The sequence below is a fragment of the Lactococcus sp. DD01 genome (assembly GCF_001578715.1).
Lineage (GTDB): Bacteria > Bacillota > Bacilli > Lactobacillales > Streptococcaceae > Lactococcus > Lactococcus petauri.
Map to the genome: position 1 here is coordinate 35,134 of NZ_KQ968939.1, position 14,762 is coordinate 49,895.

Here is a 14,762-nt window from a genome sequence, read left to right on the forward strand (position 1 = left end):
AGCTTATGGGAATTTAGGGAATTGATCAAAGTCAGGTTTGCGTTTTTCTTTGAAAGCATCGCGCCCTTCTTTGGCTTCATCACTGAGGTAGTACATGAGCGTTGCATCACCAGCAAATTGTTGCAAGCCAGCAAGTCCATCAGTTGCAGCATTCATTGAGCCTTTAAGCATACGAAGTGCCATTGGTGACAAGGCAAGCATTTCTTCGGCCCATTTAACTGTTTCGTCTTCAAGTTGATCAAAAGGTACAACAGTGTTTACCATGCCCATATCCATTGCTTCTTGTGCAGTGTATTGACGGCAGAGGAACCAGATTTCACGTGCTTTCTTTTGACCAACCATAGCAGCCAAGAGTCCAGCACCATAACCAGCATCAAAAGAACCAACACGTGGGCCTGTTTGACCAAACTTAGCATTTTCAGAAGCAATCGTTAAGTCACAAACGATGTGGAGAACGTGCCCACCACCGATAGCAAAACCGTTGACCATAGCAATAACAGGTTTTGGTGTGATACGGATCAAGTGTTGCAAGTCTAAGACGTTAAGACGAGGGATTTGATCTTCACCAACATAGCCACCGTCGCCACGGACTTTTTGGTCGCCGCCAGAACAGAAAGCTTCTTTGTCTTCGCCTTGGCCGTGATTAGCACCTGTCAAAACAATGACACCAATCGAAGTGTCATCACGCGCTACAGTAAAGGCATCAATAAGTTCTACCACTGTTTTAGGGCGAAACGCATTACGTACTTCAGGACGATTGATCGTAATTTTCGCAATACCGTTATAAGTTTCGTAAATGACATCTTCGTACTTGCGGTCTAAAGCAAGCCAGTTATATTTTGACATAATTTGTCTCCTTTTTTTGTTTATTTATTCATTATAGCATGGCTGAGTCATGCAAATGTGTCTTTAAGATTAAATTAAAATGTTGAGGTAGTTCCAGATGTACATTATGCCCTGCGCCCTCCACAATCAGACTTTGCGCTTTTGGATAAGTACCGATTTGTTCAGCGATTCGTTTATATTTTTGATCCAGAGCTCCAGTGATATAGATTAGGGGTAAGTTTAAATCTGGGAGCTTCTCTGAAATGTCTGGAAGCTTTCCTTGGCTGGTAGCGCGTAAAGTTTGGGCCAGGGCATGAGGTGCACTTAGGGCGCGACTGGACCAAATTTTATATTGCTCTTCCTGAGAAAGATTTTGTTGACTTTTGAAGATGGGAAGTGCGCCCCAATAATTTGCAAACCAGACAGCACCATTTTCCTCGATTTGTTCAGCCAAGTGAAGATCAGCTTGGAGACGTTTTTCACGTTGATTACTGTCAGCTATGCCAGGGGCAGCTGATTCAATGATAAGTTGTTCAATGGGCTGTTCAGGAAAGTTCAGTGCAAATTGCAGTGCAATCCGTCCACCCATGGAATAGCCCAATAAGCTGTAGCTTTTTTCTTGAAAAAGGTTTTGAATGATTTGTCGGAGCTGCGCACAAATGCTTGCCAAACGGTAAGCATCAAGTTGTTCCGGCTTGCTGGACTTTCCATGTCCCACAAGGTCTAAAGCAAAGATTTGGTAGCCTGATATATCTAAAGCATCCCAAGTCGAAGCAGACTGGCTAAAACCATGTAAGGCTAAAAGGGGCTTACCTTGACCATGTATCCTGACATGAAAGGTAAGGGAATCAATCTGGATATATTTATCTTCAAATAGCATAAGTCGTATATTTTTTGTGCAAGTCTAAGCTCACATCCTTGTCTGTTTTTATTTCCAGAAGATGAATACCTGTTTGAGTAAAGCTTTGACTGAATTGTCTTTCAAAGTCCTGATAATCTCCCACGAGATGATAATCTAGCCCCACCAATTGTGCTAAGCCTCCAAAATCTAAACCGTGTGGCGTTGAGAACAGATAGTCAAAATGTGGTTGCCCCTTTTGCGCCAAATGGTGGAAGATTCCGCCACCGTCATTGTTGAAAAGGACGATAGTCAAGTTGAGCTGATGGGTTTTGCCTACGATTAAGCCATTGATATCGTGAAGCATAGAGAGATCACCGGTTAAGAGGACCGTAGGTTGTCCGCTCGTAGATATACCTAACGCGGTTGACTCTTGTCCGTCAATACCATTGGTACCGCGGTTTCCTAAAAGACGAACAGTGGCTTGACGACTGCGCCAAAAGTAATCAACATCGCGTATGGCCATCGAGTTAGAAATCAGAAGCTGTGCTTGTTCCGGAAGAAGGTCTTGCAGACTTTGAACATAACGTCCTTCAAAAGGTGCAGTTTCATCTTTAACTGTATCGAGTTTTTGGCGCATGGAGTGCTGATAGTCTTGCCACTGCTTGAGTGCCCTTTTACCAGAAGTTGAAGGTTGAACTGCTTCACAAAAAAGTGCTGGTTCAGCCTGAATAACCTGTGTCGTGGTTTGACTTGGATTGCGATAATCAAGTGCCGAATCAACTTGGATATATTCTGCCTCAGGATTGCGAGCAATTAATTGTAAAACGCGTTTTGATACAGGAATTTGACCAAACTGAAGGAAACAGTTAACTTTAAGTGTGCTGAGGATCTCTGGATGTGTGAGAAAAGCATCATAAGCATCAATAATATTGGGATGACTAAAATTACGTAAATTAGACAAAGGATCTGCCAAGATAGGTGCGTGAATCTTTTCTGACAGGTCTAAAAGTGCTTTTTGATAATCCGAGTTACTATCAGGTCCTGCGAGAATAATCACATTGCCGCTTAATTCAGGAACAAGCTGCGGCTGAATTTTCCCTTGACTGAGAGAGAAAGGCTTGTGACCTTTTTGGTAATGTTCCGGGTTGAGTTCTGGAATCAAAGGCTCACCGATAGGCACATTGATTTGTACGGCAGCAGCGGGAACATTGGTAGATGCCATATAGGCACGTTGTGCGACCTTACGTGGATAAGTCCAGAAATTATTAGCATTGGGATGACTTAACTCTTCATAATGGTTAACGAATTTGCCAAAGTAATCCGCCTGATTTACAGTTTGTGCAGCGCCCACAAATTGCAAGTCATTGGGCCGATCCGCGCTCAAAATAATCAGAGGTACACGACTGTGTTTCGCTTCAGTAATGGCGGGGAGATAGTGAGCAGCAGCAGAACCAGAAGTACAGATAAGAACTACCGGACGTTGTTGAGCTTTGGCTATACCAAGGGCAAAAAAAGCAGCCGAGCGCTCATCAATATTGACATAAGTGTCATATTTGCCGTACTCTTCAAAAAGCATGGCAAGAGCTGTTGAACGTGAACCCGGGCTAAATACAGCTTCACGTACGCCTAGATTGAAAAATTCATCAACAAGTGGTGCTAAATATTCATTGTTCATTTTTAAAGTGCCTCGAGTATTGTTTTTAATTTTATCTTTGTTTCATCAAATTCAGCTTGACAGTCTGAAGCGGCAACAATGCCGCAACCGGCATAGGCGTAACATGTTTTCCCATCAAATAGTGCTGAACGAATGGCGACGATGAGTGTTCCATCTCCTTGAGCATCGATTAGACCTAAAGGTGCCGCATAAAGTCCGCGTTCATGTTTTTCATTGGCACGGAGGAAGTCAAGCGCCGCTTTACTAGGTTGTCCGCCCAGTGCTGGTGTAGGATGAAGGTGCTTGGCCCAATCAATTAAGGAATGGGACGTATCAACCGTCGATAAGAGTGTTCGAAGATGAAAGACATTCTTCAAAGCCATTATCCCCGTTTTCCCTATCTGAACATGGGGTGACTTCTCTAACATCTTGTCCTTAATCTTTTGGACAACAATTTGGTGTTCATGAAGATTTTTCGGGTCTTGAAGTAAGCGAGTGTCGCCATGAGCGAGGGAACGGGGAACGGTTCCAGCTAAAGCATAGCTCAGAATATGATTACCTTCTTTCTGGACCAAAATTTCAGGTGAAGCACCAAGAAATGTTTTACCAGCTTTATGATAAGCAAAAATAAAAGCTGAAGGGTTATTTTCTATCAACCGCTCAAGAATTGGCTCAATCTTAAAAGTCTGCTCACTCGTAAATTTAATTTGACGAGAAGCTACGATTTTGATTGTTTTGCCATGCGCAATATTTTCCTGTAACTTTTGGTAAAGACTTTGCCATTCTTGATAATCCGAAGCTTCTTCTGTATAGCTGTTGGACAGTTTACTTCCCTTTTCGTCCGTAATTTCTGGGAGAGAATCACAGGACAAAACATAAGACTCTGTAGGTGTTTGTACAAAGTAATGCTTAAAAGCGACAATCTCGTTTCCGAAATCTTGCCAAAGCTCATCATTTACTTCATCAAAAAAACTCTGGCTGTAAAAAACGTAAGGATAGTTTGCGATATCTTGTTCTTGCACAGCTTGCAAGCGTTGACTGGCAATAATCAAAGTTTGCTTTTGGCTATCGTACCAAAAAAAACGCTCACTAGGGTCAGGGAAAGCAGACCAAAAGGCAAGCGGGTGCTCTAATTTGAGATTTATCCGTCTATAGTTCATAGTAATGAAATTATATCACAGATAGCAGAAGTAACGTGATATAATAGGCTTATTAAAAATAAGAATCTGGAACAGTGAGAATGAATATCAATGTAAAACTTGCGGAACACCAAAAGATTGAAACCAACAGGCTATGGCTTCGCCCTTTTGTCATGTCTGATGCAGCCGATATGTTTGAATATAGCTCTGATGCAAGTAATCTTCAATTTGTCTTTAATCCCCATCCAAATCTTGCACATACCAGCTTTGTCATAGCCAATCATTTCATGAAAGAACCCTTAGGTAAATGGGCAATCGAACTAAAATCAGAGCAAAAAATGATTGGTTTGATTCAGTTTTCAAAGCTGGTTGAGCAAAAGGGTACAGCAGAATTATCCTATGTACTTCACAAAAAATATTGGAATCAAGGTCTGATGACTGAAGTGCTCGCTTCTGTAACCCAAGTTTGTCTTAAAGAGATTGGACTGAAGCAACTTGTGCTTAATTGTGATTGGGAAAATCTCAGCTCGATACGGGTGGCTCAAAAAGTAGGCTATAAGCGAATTGGCCGTTTTAAAGGTAGCACACAATACAATAAAGGACGCATCTCTGAATTTGAGGAGTTTGCTATTAAAAAAGGAAATCAAGTCTTAGGAGTATCTCATGTCTAAACACGAAGAAATTCTTAATTATATAGAAAAACTTGACATTGGTAAGCAAGTAAGTGTCCGTAGTATCGCTAATCGTTTAAAAGTGGCAGATGGCACAGCTTATCGGGCCATTAAAGAAGCAGAAAATCGTGGTTTAGTTGCTGTAAATGACCGCTCAGGTACTGTTCGAGTATCGGTGAAAGTACAAAAACGTAACCATAAGTTGACTTTCGGAAAAATTGCTGAAATTGCCAGTGCTGAAATCTTGGGTGGACATGCTGGACTTGAGGTTGAATTTAGTCGTTTTTCCATCGGTGCCATGCAGCCGGAAAGTGTGAAAAAGTTTTTGATGAAAAACAGTTTGATGATTGTCGGTGACCGTAAAGACATTCAGAGTATGGCTCTGCATGGTCAAAGTGCTGTGCTTGTTACAGGTGGTTTCGATGTTGATCAGGATGTTATTGATTATGCAAATGAGATGGGGATTCCGCTTATGCGCGCGACTTACGACACCTTTACAGTTGCAAATCGTATCAGTCATGCTTTAGCAAATGAATTAATAAAAAAAGATATCATCACAGTAGCTGAAATTTCCCACGATCATCGCCCTGCATTACGTGAAGAAGATACGGTAAAAGACTTTATGGAACTAATGAAGCGGACAAATTTAAGTCGTTTTGTAGTAGTTAATCCACATCGTGTGGTTGTTGGCGTGGTCAGTATGCGTGATATCGCCCATAAAAGTCTGGACACGCAGATTAACAAACTAATGAACTACCCCGCTGTTGCCAAGCAAAAAATGACGGTGGCGAGCATTTCACAAAAGATGATTCATGAAGGTTATGACATCATGCCGATCGTGAATAAGGATTACACCTATGCTGGTGTGGTGACCAAGTCTGAAGTGCTAGAAAGTCTTCAAAGAAGCCAAGAAGAAAGCCAAGTGACACATACCTTTAGTGAAGACATGTCCAGTAAGATCAGTGAAAAAGGCTCTGCATATACTGTGATGGTTGAACCGCTCATGGTCAATAATGTCGGAAATATTTCAAGTGCTGCTCTGAGTGAGATTGTCGCAATCGTCGTTCAAAGAACGCTTGACAAAAGACGGCGCAGAAATGTTATCCTAGAGTCAATGAATCTCAACGTGATGGGCACGGTCGCGATTGATAATCTCTTGGAAATTTATCCTAAAGTCATCAACGATACCCGGTTAGGCGCGGTTGTAGATATTGAAATTTATTATGTCAACAATATCATCGCCAAAGCAGTTGTGAATCTACAAATTACATAAGGAAAAAAATAATGAAAGAAATACTTACAAAAATCAAAGAATACGACACGATTCTCATTCATCGTCATAAAAATCCAGATCCAGATGCGCTAGGCTCTCAGTGCGGTTTGCGTGCCATTTTAAGAGCAAATTTCCCCGAAAAGAAAATTTATGCTGTGGGTTATGATGAACCAACACTTACTTATTTGGCTGAGATGGATCAGGTGGAGCTGGAGTCGGGGACAAGATACCTTAGTATCGTCTGTGATACAGCAAATACACCACGGATTGATGATGACAGATGGATGCAAGCAGACTATGTCATTAAAATAGACCACCATCCAAATGATGATGCTTACGGAGATTTACGTCTGGTTGAGCCAGATCGCAGTTCGGCTTCCGAGATTATCACAGATTTTGCATTGAACCATGGGCTAGCTTTGAATGAAGAAGCAGCGCGCCTTCTTTATGGAGGGATTGTTGGTGATACTGGACGTTTCCTATATCCAGCAACCTCAGCTCAAACCTTTTATTTAGCAAGTAAGCTTGCAGAGTTTGACTTTGACCGTCCAGCATTAGGGCGAGAAATGACCTCATTTGATATGAAAGTCGCGCGTTTGCAAGGATATGTTTACGAAAATCTTGAAATTTCCGAAAATGGTGCAGGACGTGTGCTTTTAAGTAAAGAGGTTTTGGAAAAATTCAATTTACGGGATGCCGAAACATCAAGTATCGTTGGCACTCCAGGAAGTATCCGCGATGTACAATCATGGGCGATTTTTGTGGAACAAGCAGACGGACATTATCGTGTACGGATGCGTTCAAAAACCGTACCTATCAACGAAATTGCTAAAAAGCACGATGGAGGTGGACATGCTTTAGCTTCCGGCGCTAACTCATATTCTTTGGAAGAAAATGAGCAAATTTGGCAGGAGTTACAAGATAATTTGGAGAAGAAATAGTAGAAGTACTTTGTTAAAAAACTTTTATAAAAAAACAGCTGAAGGAAAAGGCTCCTTCAGCTGTTTTTTTTTAGCACAAAATTCAAAAATTAGTTAACTGGTTGACATAATGAAAAGAATAAGATATACTTAACCGGTAAACTAAAAAGCAAACTAAAAAGGAGATTTTAGGTGGTAATATTTTATAAGGAAAAGAAAAAAAGAGCGTTTAATCATAAGAAAAAAATAGGAGTTGCTTTATTAGGAGTCGTATCACTCAGCTTGCTCACTGCTTGTCACACAACTCAAAATAAAGCCACAACAAACACAAATGGCGAAAAACTGTCTATTGTTACGAGCTTTTATCCCGTCTATGAATTTACAAAGAATATTGTGGGAGATGAAGGTGAAGTTAAGCTGCTAGTTCCGGCAGGGGCTGAGCCACATGATTATGAACCCTCAGCAAAAGATATGACAACAATTAGCAACTCAGATGTCTTTGTGTACCATAATGAAAATATGGAAACATGGGTCAATAAATCTAAAGCTTCATGGAAGAAGGATAACCCCAAAATTATTGAAGGAACTCAAGGACTTCTTTTACTTCCTGGAATGGAAGAAGAGCATGAGCATAACCATGAGGAAGAAGGGCATCATCATGATTATGACCCACATACATGGTTATCTCCTAAAATGGCAATAAAAGAAGTTGAAGTGATTGAGAAGCAGCTGAAAAAACTATACCCACAAAAAGCTAAGACATTTGGAACTAATTCTGCAAAATATCTAAGTAAGTTAAAAAAATTGGATGAAAAATTTAGTTCAGAATTAAAAAATGCAAATCAGAAAAGTTTTGTAACCCAGCACGCAGCTTTTCGTTACTTAGCTCTAGACTATGGGTTAAAACAAATTCCCATATCAGGACTTAATCCTGAACAAGAACCTTCTGCCGCACGCTTAGCGGAATTAAAAAAATATGTAGAGAATAATGGCATAGAATATATTTATTTTGAAAATAATTCAAACAATAAATTCGCAAAAACTTTAGCGAGTGAAGCCAAAGTAAAAATGGCTGTTCTAAATCCATTAGAAAGTCTTACAGCAAAACAAATTAAGGAGGGGGAAAACTATATCTCTGTAATGGAGGAGAATTTGGAATCCCTTAAGAAAACGACCTCTGTTAAAGGTAAAGAAATAAAAGCAGAACACTCTCCTGAAAGTGAAAAAAATGTAGAAAATGGATATTTTTCGGATACTGATGTCAAAGATCGTTCATTGACTGACTATGCAGGAAATTGGCAGTCAGTGTACCCTTTACTCCAAAATGGTACTTTAGATCAAGTATTTGATTATAAATCAAAAATTAAGGGAGATAAGACGCCTTCTGCATATAAGAAGTACTATGCAAAGGGATATGAGAGTGATGTGAGTAATATTTTGATTGATAGTCATACAATGACCTTTACGAAAAATAATGTAAAGCATAAATATCACTATGAGTACAAAGGATTTAAAATTTTAAATTACGAAAAAGGTAATCGTGGAGTGAGGTATCTTTTTGAAACCGATGATAATAATGCTGGCGAGTTCAAATATGTACAGTTTAGTGATCATGCGATTTCACCGATGAAGGCAGCACATTTCCATATTTTTTATGGTTCAGATAGTCAGGAAAAAGTACTTGAGGAGCTTGAAAATTGGCCAACATTTTATCCAAGTGATTTATCACCACAAGAAATAGCACAAGAAATGATTGCTCATTAAACTATATATTTTGGAACTTAGATTGAGAAAAAAACAGCCGAGAACTTGTCTCGGCTGTTTTTTTAATTTTCGACAAACTTCTTAAGTGCGTGCCCTTCCAAGCCACCATTCAAGCCGATCAAGAGTTTGATGCGTGCTTTTTGAGAATTTACTTCAGGTGCAAACATCACACCAGCTTCTGCCAGCTTAGAACCACCACCTTCATAGGCATAGACTGGTTCCGCTATACCATTGAAACAACGGGAAACGAGTACCACAGGAATACCAAGCTTGATAATATTCATTAATTTTTGTGCGGCTGTAGGGGGGAGATTACCTGCTCCCAACGCTTCAATAACCAGGCCATCTAAACTACTCAAATCAAATAAGTCAAAGACTTCACCGGTCATTCCGGCATAAGCTTTAACAATCGGGACTTTTCCTTTAACAGAAGAAATATCAAGATGTTGATTTTCGCCATCAGTATGGAAATAGAAGAGTTTGTGCTTTGTGGCTAAGCCAACTGGTCCGTGCGTTGGTGTCTGGAAAGTCGAAACATTGGTCGTATGTGTTTTTGTTACATATCGTGCTGAATGAATTTCATCATTCATCACTACAAGAACACCGCGATCATGAGAAGCATCATCAGCAGCAACACGGAGTGCGCTGAGGAAATTATAGATACCATCTGTTCCTAATTCGTTGCTTGAGCGCATTGCGCCTGTCAATACAATTGGCATACCACGTGGAATTGTTGAATCCAAAAAGAAGGCTGTTTCTTCAAGTGTATCCGTGCCGTGAGTGATGACAACACCGTCAAATTCTTCTTGGTCGAAAGCTCTGTTGATACGTTTTTTGATCAAGAGCATTTCTTTTGGGGTGATGTGCGGACTAGGAAGGTTAAAAATATCTTCAGCGACCATGTGAATCGAATCAAGGTGCATATCTACCGAATTCATAGGGTTAACCGCGTTTGGCGCCACGCGACCACTGGCATCTTCCGCCATAGAAATGGTCCCTCCAGTATGCAACACTAAAATCTTTTTCATTAGTCAATTTCCTTTCAAACGTCAATAAAGTAAATTTATTATAGCATATTATAGGAGGGAATAAACAGCGACGAAGCTAAGTCCTCAACCATTTAGAAAATAATTAAAAAGAGTGGCATTTTAAATTTTGGGAACAGCCATTATTCGTGGAATTTTGAAAAAAAACCTGTATAATTAATAGGATAAGAAAGCTTAACGAAGGGTTAAATTTAGCCGATAAGCAATAGACACATGAAGAATTTATGAGTATAAGGCATGGAAATGGATATAAAAGCAGTATTTTTCGATTTAGACGGCACTCTTTTTACGGGGACAAGATCAGTGGCTCCGAGTACGCGCGTTGCTATCGATGAATTAAAACGTAAAGATATATTAGTCGGGATCGCTACAGGACGAGGCCCTGCTTTTGCTTTGCCTTTGATGGAGGAACTTCATTTAGATTTTGCGGTAACTTATAATGGACAATACATTTTTACACCGAAAGCTGTTTTACATGCAGAAGAGATTGATAAGAGGACCTTACGCAAAATCGTTCGTTTTGCCAAAGATAATCATCGAGATATCTCTTTAGGAGCAGCTCATGGTGTTAACGGCTCTAAACTTTTGAAATTTGGTGAAACACGGATGGCAGGGATTATTTCAGGTATTTTACCATCAGGCACTTCGGACATTGCGCGAAACAGTTTCAAGCATGTCGTACGTCGTGTAGTTCCACAGTCCAATTTTCTAAATATCTTACGTGAGCCTATTTATCAAGTCATGATGGTCGCAACTCAATCAGAAACGGAAATGCTTGAAAAAGAATTTCCTAATTTGATGATTACACGCAGCAATCCCTACTCTGTGGATATGATTCCATGTGATTCTGGCAAGCTTCGTGGTATCAAGATGATTGGTGAGCGTTATGGTTTCAATGAACATCAAGTCATGGCCTTTGGTGATTCGGAAAATGATTTAGAAATGTTGACACATGTCGAATATGGTATCGCGATGGGTAATGCTTCTGATCTTGTGAAGCAAAAAGCGACACATGTCACGACAAGTAACAATCATGATGGGATTGCTAAGGCACTTGCGCATTATGGTCTGATTGATTTCTCAACCAGTAATAATTTTATTTCACGTGATCAAAACTTTAATAAAGTAAAAGAATTCCATAAAATGATGGATGGGCGAAGCCAAGAGATTCCGCGTGCTTTTCCACCGCTGGAAGCGGGTTATCGTGCCGGATTTAAGGTCGAAGAAATTGTGGAATTTCTCTATGCTTCAGCAAATGGGGATAGTGATAAGTTTGACGAACTGACAGCAAATCTCCATGCAGATGTGGATAAGGCAGTCCGCAAGGTTAAACGCAAAGCAAAAGACGAAGCGCCGCTGATTGGTGAAGTCGATGCATTGATTGATTTACTTTACTTTACTTATGGAAGTTTAGTGCTTGCTGGTGTTGATCCTTATGATATTTTCAACTTTGTCCATGCAGCAAATATGGGTAAAATTTTCCCAGATGGGCAACCCCATTTTGATCCAGAAACACATAAAATTTTGAAACCTGATGATTGGGAAGAAAAATATGCCCCGGAAGGAAAAATAGAGCGTGAGCTTGAAAGACAAAAGAGAATTGCCTTGCGAAAAGCGCGTGTGCGTGAAGAAGACAACAAGAAAAAATAAAAAAGAAATCGCTGTAAGGCGGTTTTTATGGTTTTCACATCAGAGTCACAAACTCCGCCCCAAAATATGTTATAATAAAGCAGATATAAGCAGACAATTAGGGAGTTTTAGGTGAAAATGAATAAGTTTAAAGCGGTAATTTTTGACATGGACGGTGTCCTCGTTGACACGGAACAATTCTATGCTCAAAGACGTGAAGAATTCTTTAGCAATCATAATATTTCAATTCAACATATGAAATACTCTGATTTTATTGGAGGAAACATGCGAGAAATCTGGCCGCAAATCTTAGGTGTAGATTTTGACCAAGACGAAGCAGCCAAGCTGCATGCAGCATATTTAAAACTAAAAGACAATAATCCACTTCCTTACAAAGAATTGCTTTTCCCGGATGTTAAGGACGTTTTAGAAGCCTTAGAAAAAGATAACTATAAAATCGGTTTAGCTTCAAGTTCGGCCATGCAAGATATTGACGAAATGCTTAATGTACATGGTTTACGCCCCTACTTTCAGTCGATTCTTTCTGGTAATGACTTGAAAGCAACCAAACCGCATCCAGAGATTTATCAGCTGAGCATGAAGGCGCTCAATGTAAAGCCTGAGGAAACCTTAATCATTGAGGATTCCGAAAAAGGTATTGCCGCAGGTAAGGCAGCTGGAGCTACAGTCTGGGCTATTGAAGATACGCGTTTTGGAATGAATCAGGCTGCAGCAGATGCATGGTTCCCCAATCTCACGGCTGTTAAAGAAAAGCTAGAAAGTCTTTCAGCAAACTAACAGCCTTGCGCATTCAAAAATATAGCCAATGTGTAAATAGACGCATAAAAGGAGAAGGAAATGAAAAGTGTACAGAGATTTTCACCAATAACAATTGTGTTAGTCATGGTTATCGTGCAAGCTCTGGAAAGTTTCTTGCTTATCTTTTCGGGCTCACGAATGATGGCTGTGTTCTATCTGTTTTTGATGAACATCCTTATCACAGTCGGCATCTTACTTCAAGCTCGAAATTATCGTTTAAGAAGAGTGGAATTCATCAGAAAAATAAATGATGAAGCAGAAAACTCACTCAATGCAACCTTGGACAATATGCCTATCGGTGTCATTCGCTACAATAAAGAGACCTATGAACCGGAGTGGTTCAATCCCTTTATCGATTTGATTTACCATGGGGATGATCGTGTCCTTGATAAAGAAGAAGTTAAGGCAATTATTCAAAAGTATCATGAAGAAAGAAACCAATTTTTCACGATTGAGAAGAAAAAATATTTTATCACCTTAGATGATGAAAAAAATCTTATTTATTTAGCAGATGCAACTTCTGAGGCTAACAGTCGTGAGAGCTTGCAGGAAAGTCGTGCTGTTATTGGAAGTATTTCGGTTGATAACTATGATGATGTCACCGATTTGATTGCGGACAGTGAACGGACCAAGGTTAATAGTTTGATTGCCAGCAATTTGGAAAGTTTCGCAAGCAAGTACGGTGTTTATTTGCGTCGTGTCTCAAGCAGCCGTTACTATTTCTTTTGTGATTATGGCATTTTGAACCGAATGATTGAGGATAAGTTTTCTTTACTGAAAGATTTTCGGAAAAATTCAGCTGAAAGCAAGATTCCCCTTACCTTATCTGTGGGGGTATCCTATGGCTGGAATGATTTCCCAAGTATTGGTAAAACCTCTCTCAACAACCTTGAGTTAGCCTTAGTTCGCGGTGGGGACCAAGCAGTCCTTCGGGAGAACACACCGCAAGCCAAAACAATTTATTTCGGTGGTAATTCCGAAAGCCGTACTCAAAAATCAAGAACGCGTGCGCGGGCCATCTCAACAGCATTGCAAACTATCATCAGTGAAAGTGAAGATGTCTTTATCGTCGGGCATCGCTTCCCAGATATGGATGCCTTAGGTGCAGCAATTACGATGAAAAACTTTGTCAACATGTCAGGAAAAGAAGCTTATGTGGTTTATGATCCGGAGCAACTGATGCCAGAGGTGAGCCGAGCTATTGATCTAGTAAACGAAACTGAAGAAGGCTTCGCACATATTATTAAACTTGAAACGGCTTTTGATATGAAGACTGAAAACTCCTTGCTTATCATGGTTGATCACTCGAAGACGACACAAACACTCAGTCTTGATTTCTATAAGGCCTTTAGTAAACTGGTTGTTATTGACCATCATCGTCGAGATGATGATTTCCCTGAGCATGCCTTGCTTTCTTATATTGAATCAAGCGCAAGTTCAGCCAGTGAGTTAGCAGTCGAGCTTTTACAATTTCATGAATATAACTCGAAAATGACGGTAACTGATGCTAGTATTGCACTAGCTGGGATTGAGTTGGACACGAAACATTTCACCAAAGCAACAACTTCCCGTACTTTTGAAGTGGCTGCTTATCTACGCTCGCAAGGTGCTGACAATAACCTGATTAAAGGAATTTTGGCTACTGAGTTTGAAAAATATAAAAAAATTAATGAAATTATTCTCAACTCAGAATATGTTGCCCCAGGAGTTGTGGTTGCCTTAGGTAAACCTGACCAAAAATATGATAATGTCGCGACTGCTAAAGCCGCAGACACCTTGCTTGATATGGCAGATGTTCAAGCCGCATTCTCGATTACAAATCATCAAAATGGTTATATTTCCATCTCGGCGCGTTCATTTAAAGATTATAACGTCCAAACGATCATGGAAGCCATGGGAGGTGGCGGACACTTTAATGCCGCTGCAACACAAATATACGAACGAAATATCGATGAAGTCAAAAAGGATCTCATCGCATTAATTAAGGAAAGAGAGAACGAACAATGAAAGTAGTATTTTTAGCAGATGTAAAAGGACAAGGAAAAAAAGGCGAAATCAAAGAAGTACCAACAGGTTATGCAAATAACTTCCTCCTTAAGAAAAATTTAGCAAAAGTTGCAACAAGTGCTGCTGTGGCAGAACTTCAAGGTAAAACAAAAGCTAAAGAAAAAGAAGAAGCTG

Annotated in this window: 12 protein-coding genes and 1 pseudogene; 8 read left to right on the top strand and 5 right to left on the bottom strand. The window is 40.0% G+C overall.

Going from position 1 to position 14,762, the window contains the following annotated elements; translation table 11 throughout:
* Nucleotides 1–3: 3 nt before the first annotated feature.
* The 4 genes from menB to LACDD01_RS00180 are packed head-to-tail and all read right to left on the bottom strand — an operon-like array spanning nt 4 to nt 4,480.
* Nucleotides 4–846 (bottom strand): 1,4-dihydroxy-2-naphthoyl-CoA synthase, encoded by an 843-nt coding sequence (gene menB / locus LACDD01_RS00165; RefSeq protein ID WP_003134096.1) that lies wholly within the window; start codon nt 844–846, stop codon nt 4–6.
* Nucleotides 847–877: 31 nt separating this feature from the next.
* A complete protein-coding gene (gene menH, locus LACDD01_RS00170; protein ID WP_061412442.1) occupies nt 878–1,705 on the bottom strand; it encodes a 2-succinyl-6-hydroxy-2,4-cyclohexadiene-1-carboxylate synthase in 828 nt (275 codons plus the stop codon).
* The gene (gene menD, locus LACDD01_RS00175; protein WP_061412445.1) at nt 1,695–3,341 is read right to left on the bottom strand and encodes a 2-succinyl-5-enolpyruvyl-6-hydroxy-3-cyclohexene-1-carboxylic-acid synthase; all 1,647 of its coding nucleotides are present in this window, start codon (nt 3,339–3,341) and stop codon (nt 1,695–1,697) included. Before menD ends, menH begins: the two co-directional genes overlap by 11 nt.
* Nucleotides 3,342–3,343: 2 nt before the next feature.
* Nucleotides 3,344–4,480, bottom strand: a complete 1,137-nt coding sequence (locus LACDD01_RS00180) for an isochorismate synthase (RefSeq protein WP_061412448.1) — start codon at nt 4,478–4,480, stop codon at nt 3,344–3,346.
* Nucleotides 4,481–4,560: 80 nt separating this feature from the next.
* Between LACDD01_RS00180 and LACDD01_RS00185 the strand changes: the two genes are divergently transcribed.
* The 4 genes from LACDD01_RS00185 (at nt 4,561) to LACDD01_RS00200 (ending at nt 9,087) form a co-directional block, all read left to right on the top strand.
* Nucleotides 4,561–5,130 carry a GNAT family N-acetyltransferase gene (locus LACDD01_RS00185; protein WP_061412452.1) on the top strand — a complete coding sequence of 190 codons (570 nt, stop codon included), beginning with the start codon at nt 4,561–4,563 and terminating at the stop codon, nt 5,128–5,130.
* The gene (locus tag LACDD01_RS00190) at nt 5,123–6,403 is read left to right on the top strand and encodes a DRTGG domain-containing protein (RefSeq protein ID WP_061412455.1); all 1,281 of its coding nucleotides are present in this window, start codon (nt 5,123–5,125) and stop codon (nt 6,401–6,403) included. The genes LACDD01_RS00185 and LACDD01_RS00190 overlap by 8 nt, the downstream gene beginning before the upstream one ends.
* An 11-nt stretch (nt 6,404–6,414) precedes the next feature.
* Nucleotides 6,415–7,344, top strand: coding sequence for a DHH family phosphoesterase (locus LACDD01_RS00195; protein WP_061412459.1), 930 nt, complete (start codon nt 6,415–6,417; stop codon nt 7,342–7,344).
* A 171-nt stretch (nt 7,345–7,515) separates the two neighbouring features.
* Complete coding sequence (locus tag LACDD01_RS00200; protein ID WP_061412462.1) at nt 7,516–9,087, top strand: zinc ABC transporter substrate-binding protein AdcA; 1,572 nt, start codon at nt 7,516–7,518, stop codon at nt 9,085–9,087.
* A 62-nt stretch (nt 9,088–9,149) separates the two neighbouring features.
* On the opposite strand, the gene LACDD01_RS00205 is transcribed toward LACDD01_RS00200, so the two are convergent.
* Nucleotides 9,150–10,115, bottom strand: a complete 966-nt coding sequence (locus LACDD01_RS00205; RefSeq protein WP_019293209.1) for an asparaginase — start codon at nt 10,113–10,115, stop codon at nt 9,150–9,152.
* Nucleotides 10,116–10,376: 261 nt separating this feature from the next.
* Between LACDD01_RS00205 and LACDD01_RS00210 the strand changes: the two genes are divergently transcribed.
* The 4 genes and pseudogenes from LACDD01_RS00210 to LACDD01_RS00225 form a co-directional block, all read left to right on the top strand.
* On the top strand, nt 10,377–11,783 hold the full coding sequence (locus tag LACDD01_RS00210; RefSeq protein WP_061414102.1) for a Cof-type HAD-IIB family hydrolase: 1,407 nt from the start codon (nt 10,377–10,379) through the stop codon (nt 11,781–11,783).
* Between the two features lie 117 nt (nt 11,784–11,900).
* Nucleotides 11,901–12,560, top strand: coding sequence for an HAD family hydrolase (locus tag LACDD01_RS00215; RefSeq protein WP_061412465.1), 660 nt, complete (start codon nt 11,901–11,903; stop codon nt 12,558–12,560).
* A gap of 60 nt (nt 12,561–12,620) precedes the next feature.
* Nucleotides 12,621–14,588: a DHH family phosphoesterase gene (locus tag LACDD01_RS00220; RefSeq protein ID WP_061412467.1), complete on the top strand. Its 1,968-nt coding sequence runs from the start codon at nt 12,621–12,623 to the stop codon at nt 14,586–14,588.
* A pseudogene (locus LACDD01_RS00225) lies at nt 14,585–14,762 on the top strand (50S ribosomal protein L9); the annotation flags it as partial. The gene LACDD01_RS00220 and the pseudogene LACDD01_RS00225, both read left to right, overlap by 4 nt.

Excerpts from the sequence above, each read along its gene's own strand:
- LACDD01_RS00185 (WP_061412452.1), top strand. The coding sequence starts at position 4,561 with ATGAATATCAATGTAAAACTTGCGGAACACCAAAAGATTGAAACCAAC.
- LACDD01_RS00210 (WP_061414102.1), top strand. The coding sequence starts at position 10,377 with ATGGATATAAAAGCAGTATTTTTCGATTTAGACGGCACTCTTTTTACG.
- LACDD01_RS00215 (WP_061412465.1), top strand. The coding sequence starts at position 11,901 with ATGAATAAGTTTAAAGCGGTAATTTTTGACATGGACGGTGTCCTCGTT.
- LACDD01_RS00220 (WP_061412467.1), top strand. The coding sequence starts at position 12,621 with ATGAAAAGTGTACAGAGATTTTCACCAATAACAATTGTGTTAGTCATG.
- LACDD01_RS00195 (WP_061412459.1), top strand. The coding sequence starts at position 6,415 with ATGAAAGAAATACTTACAAAAATCAAAGAATACGACACGATTCTCATT.
- LACDD01_RS00205 (WP_019293209.1), bottom strand. The coding sequence starts at position 10,115 with ATGAAAAAGATTTTAGTGTTGCATACTGGAGGGACCATTTCTATGGCG.
- LACDD01_RS00180 (WP_061412448.1), bottom strand. The coding sequence starts at position 4,480 with ATGAACTATAGACGGATAAATCTCAAATTAGAGCACCCGCTTGCCTTT.
- menD (WP_061412445.1), bottom strand. The coding sequence starts at position 3,341 with ATGAACAATGAATATTTAGCACCACTTGTTGATGAATTTTTCAATCTA.
- menB (WP_003134096.1), bottom strand. The coding sequence starts at position 846 with ATGTCAAAATATAACTGGCTTGCTTTAGACCGCAAGTACGAAGATGTC.
- LACDD01_RS00190 (WP_061412455.1), top strand. The coding sequence starts at position 5,123 with ATGTCTAAACACGAAGAAATTCTTAATTATATAGAAAAACTTGACATT.
- menH (WP_061412442.1), bottom strand. The coding sequence starts at position 1,705 with ATGCTATTTGAAGATAAATATATCCAGATTGATTCCCTTACCTTTCAT.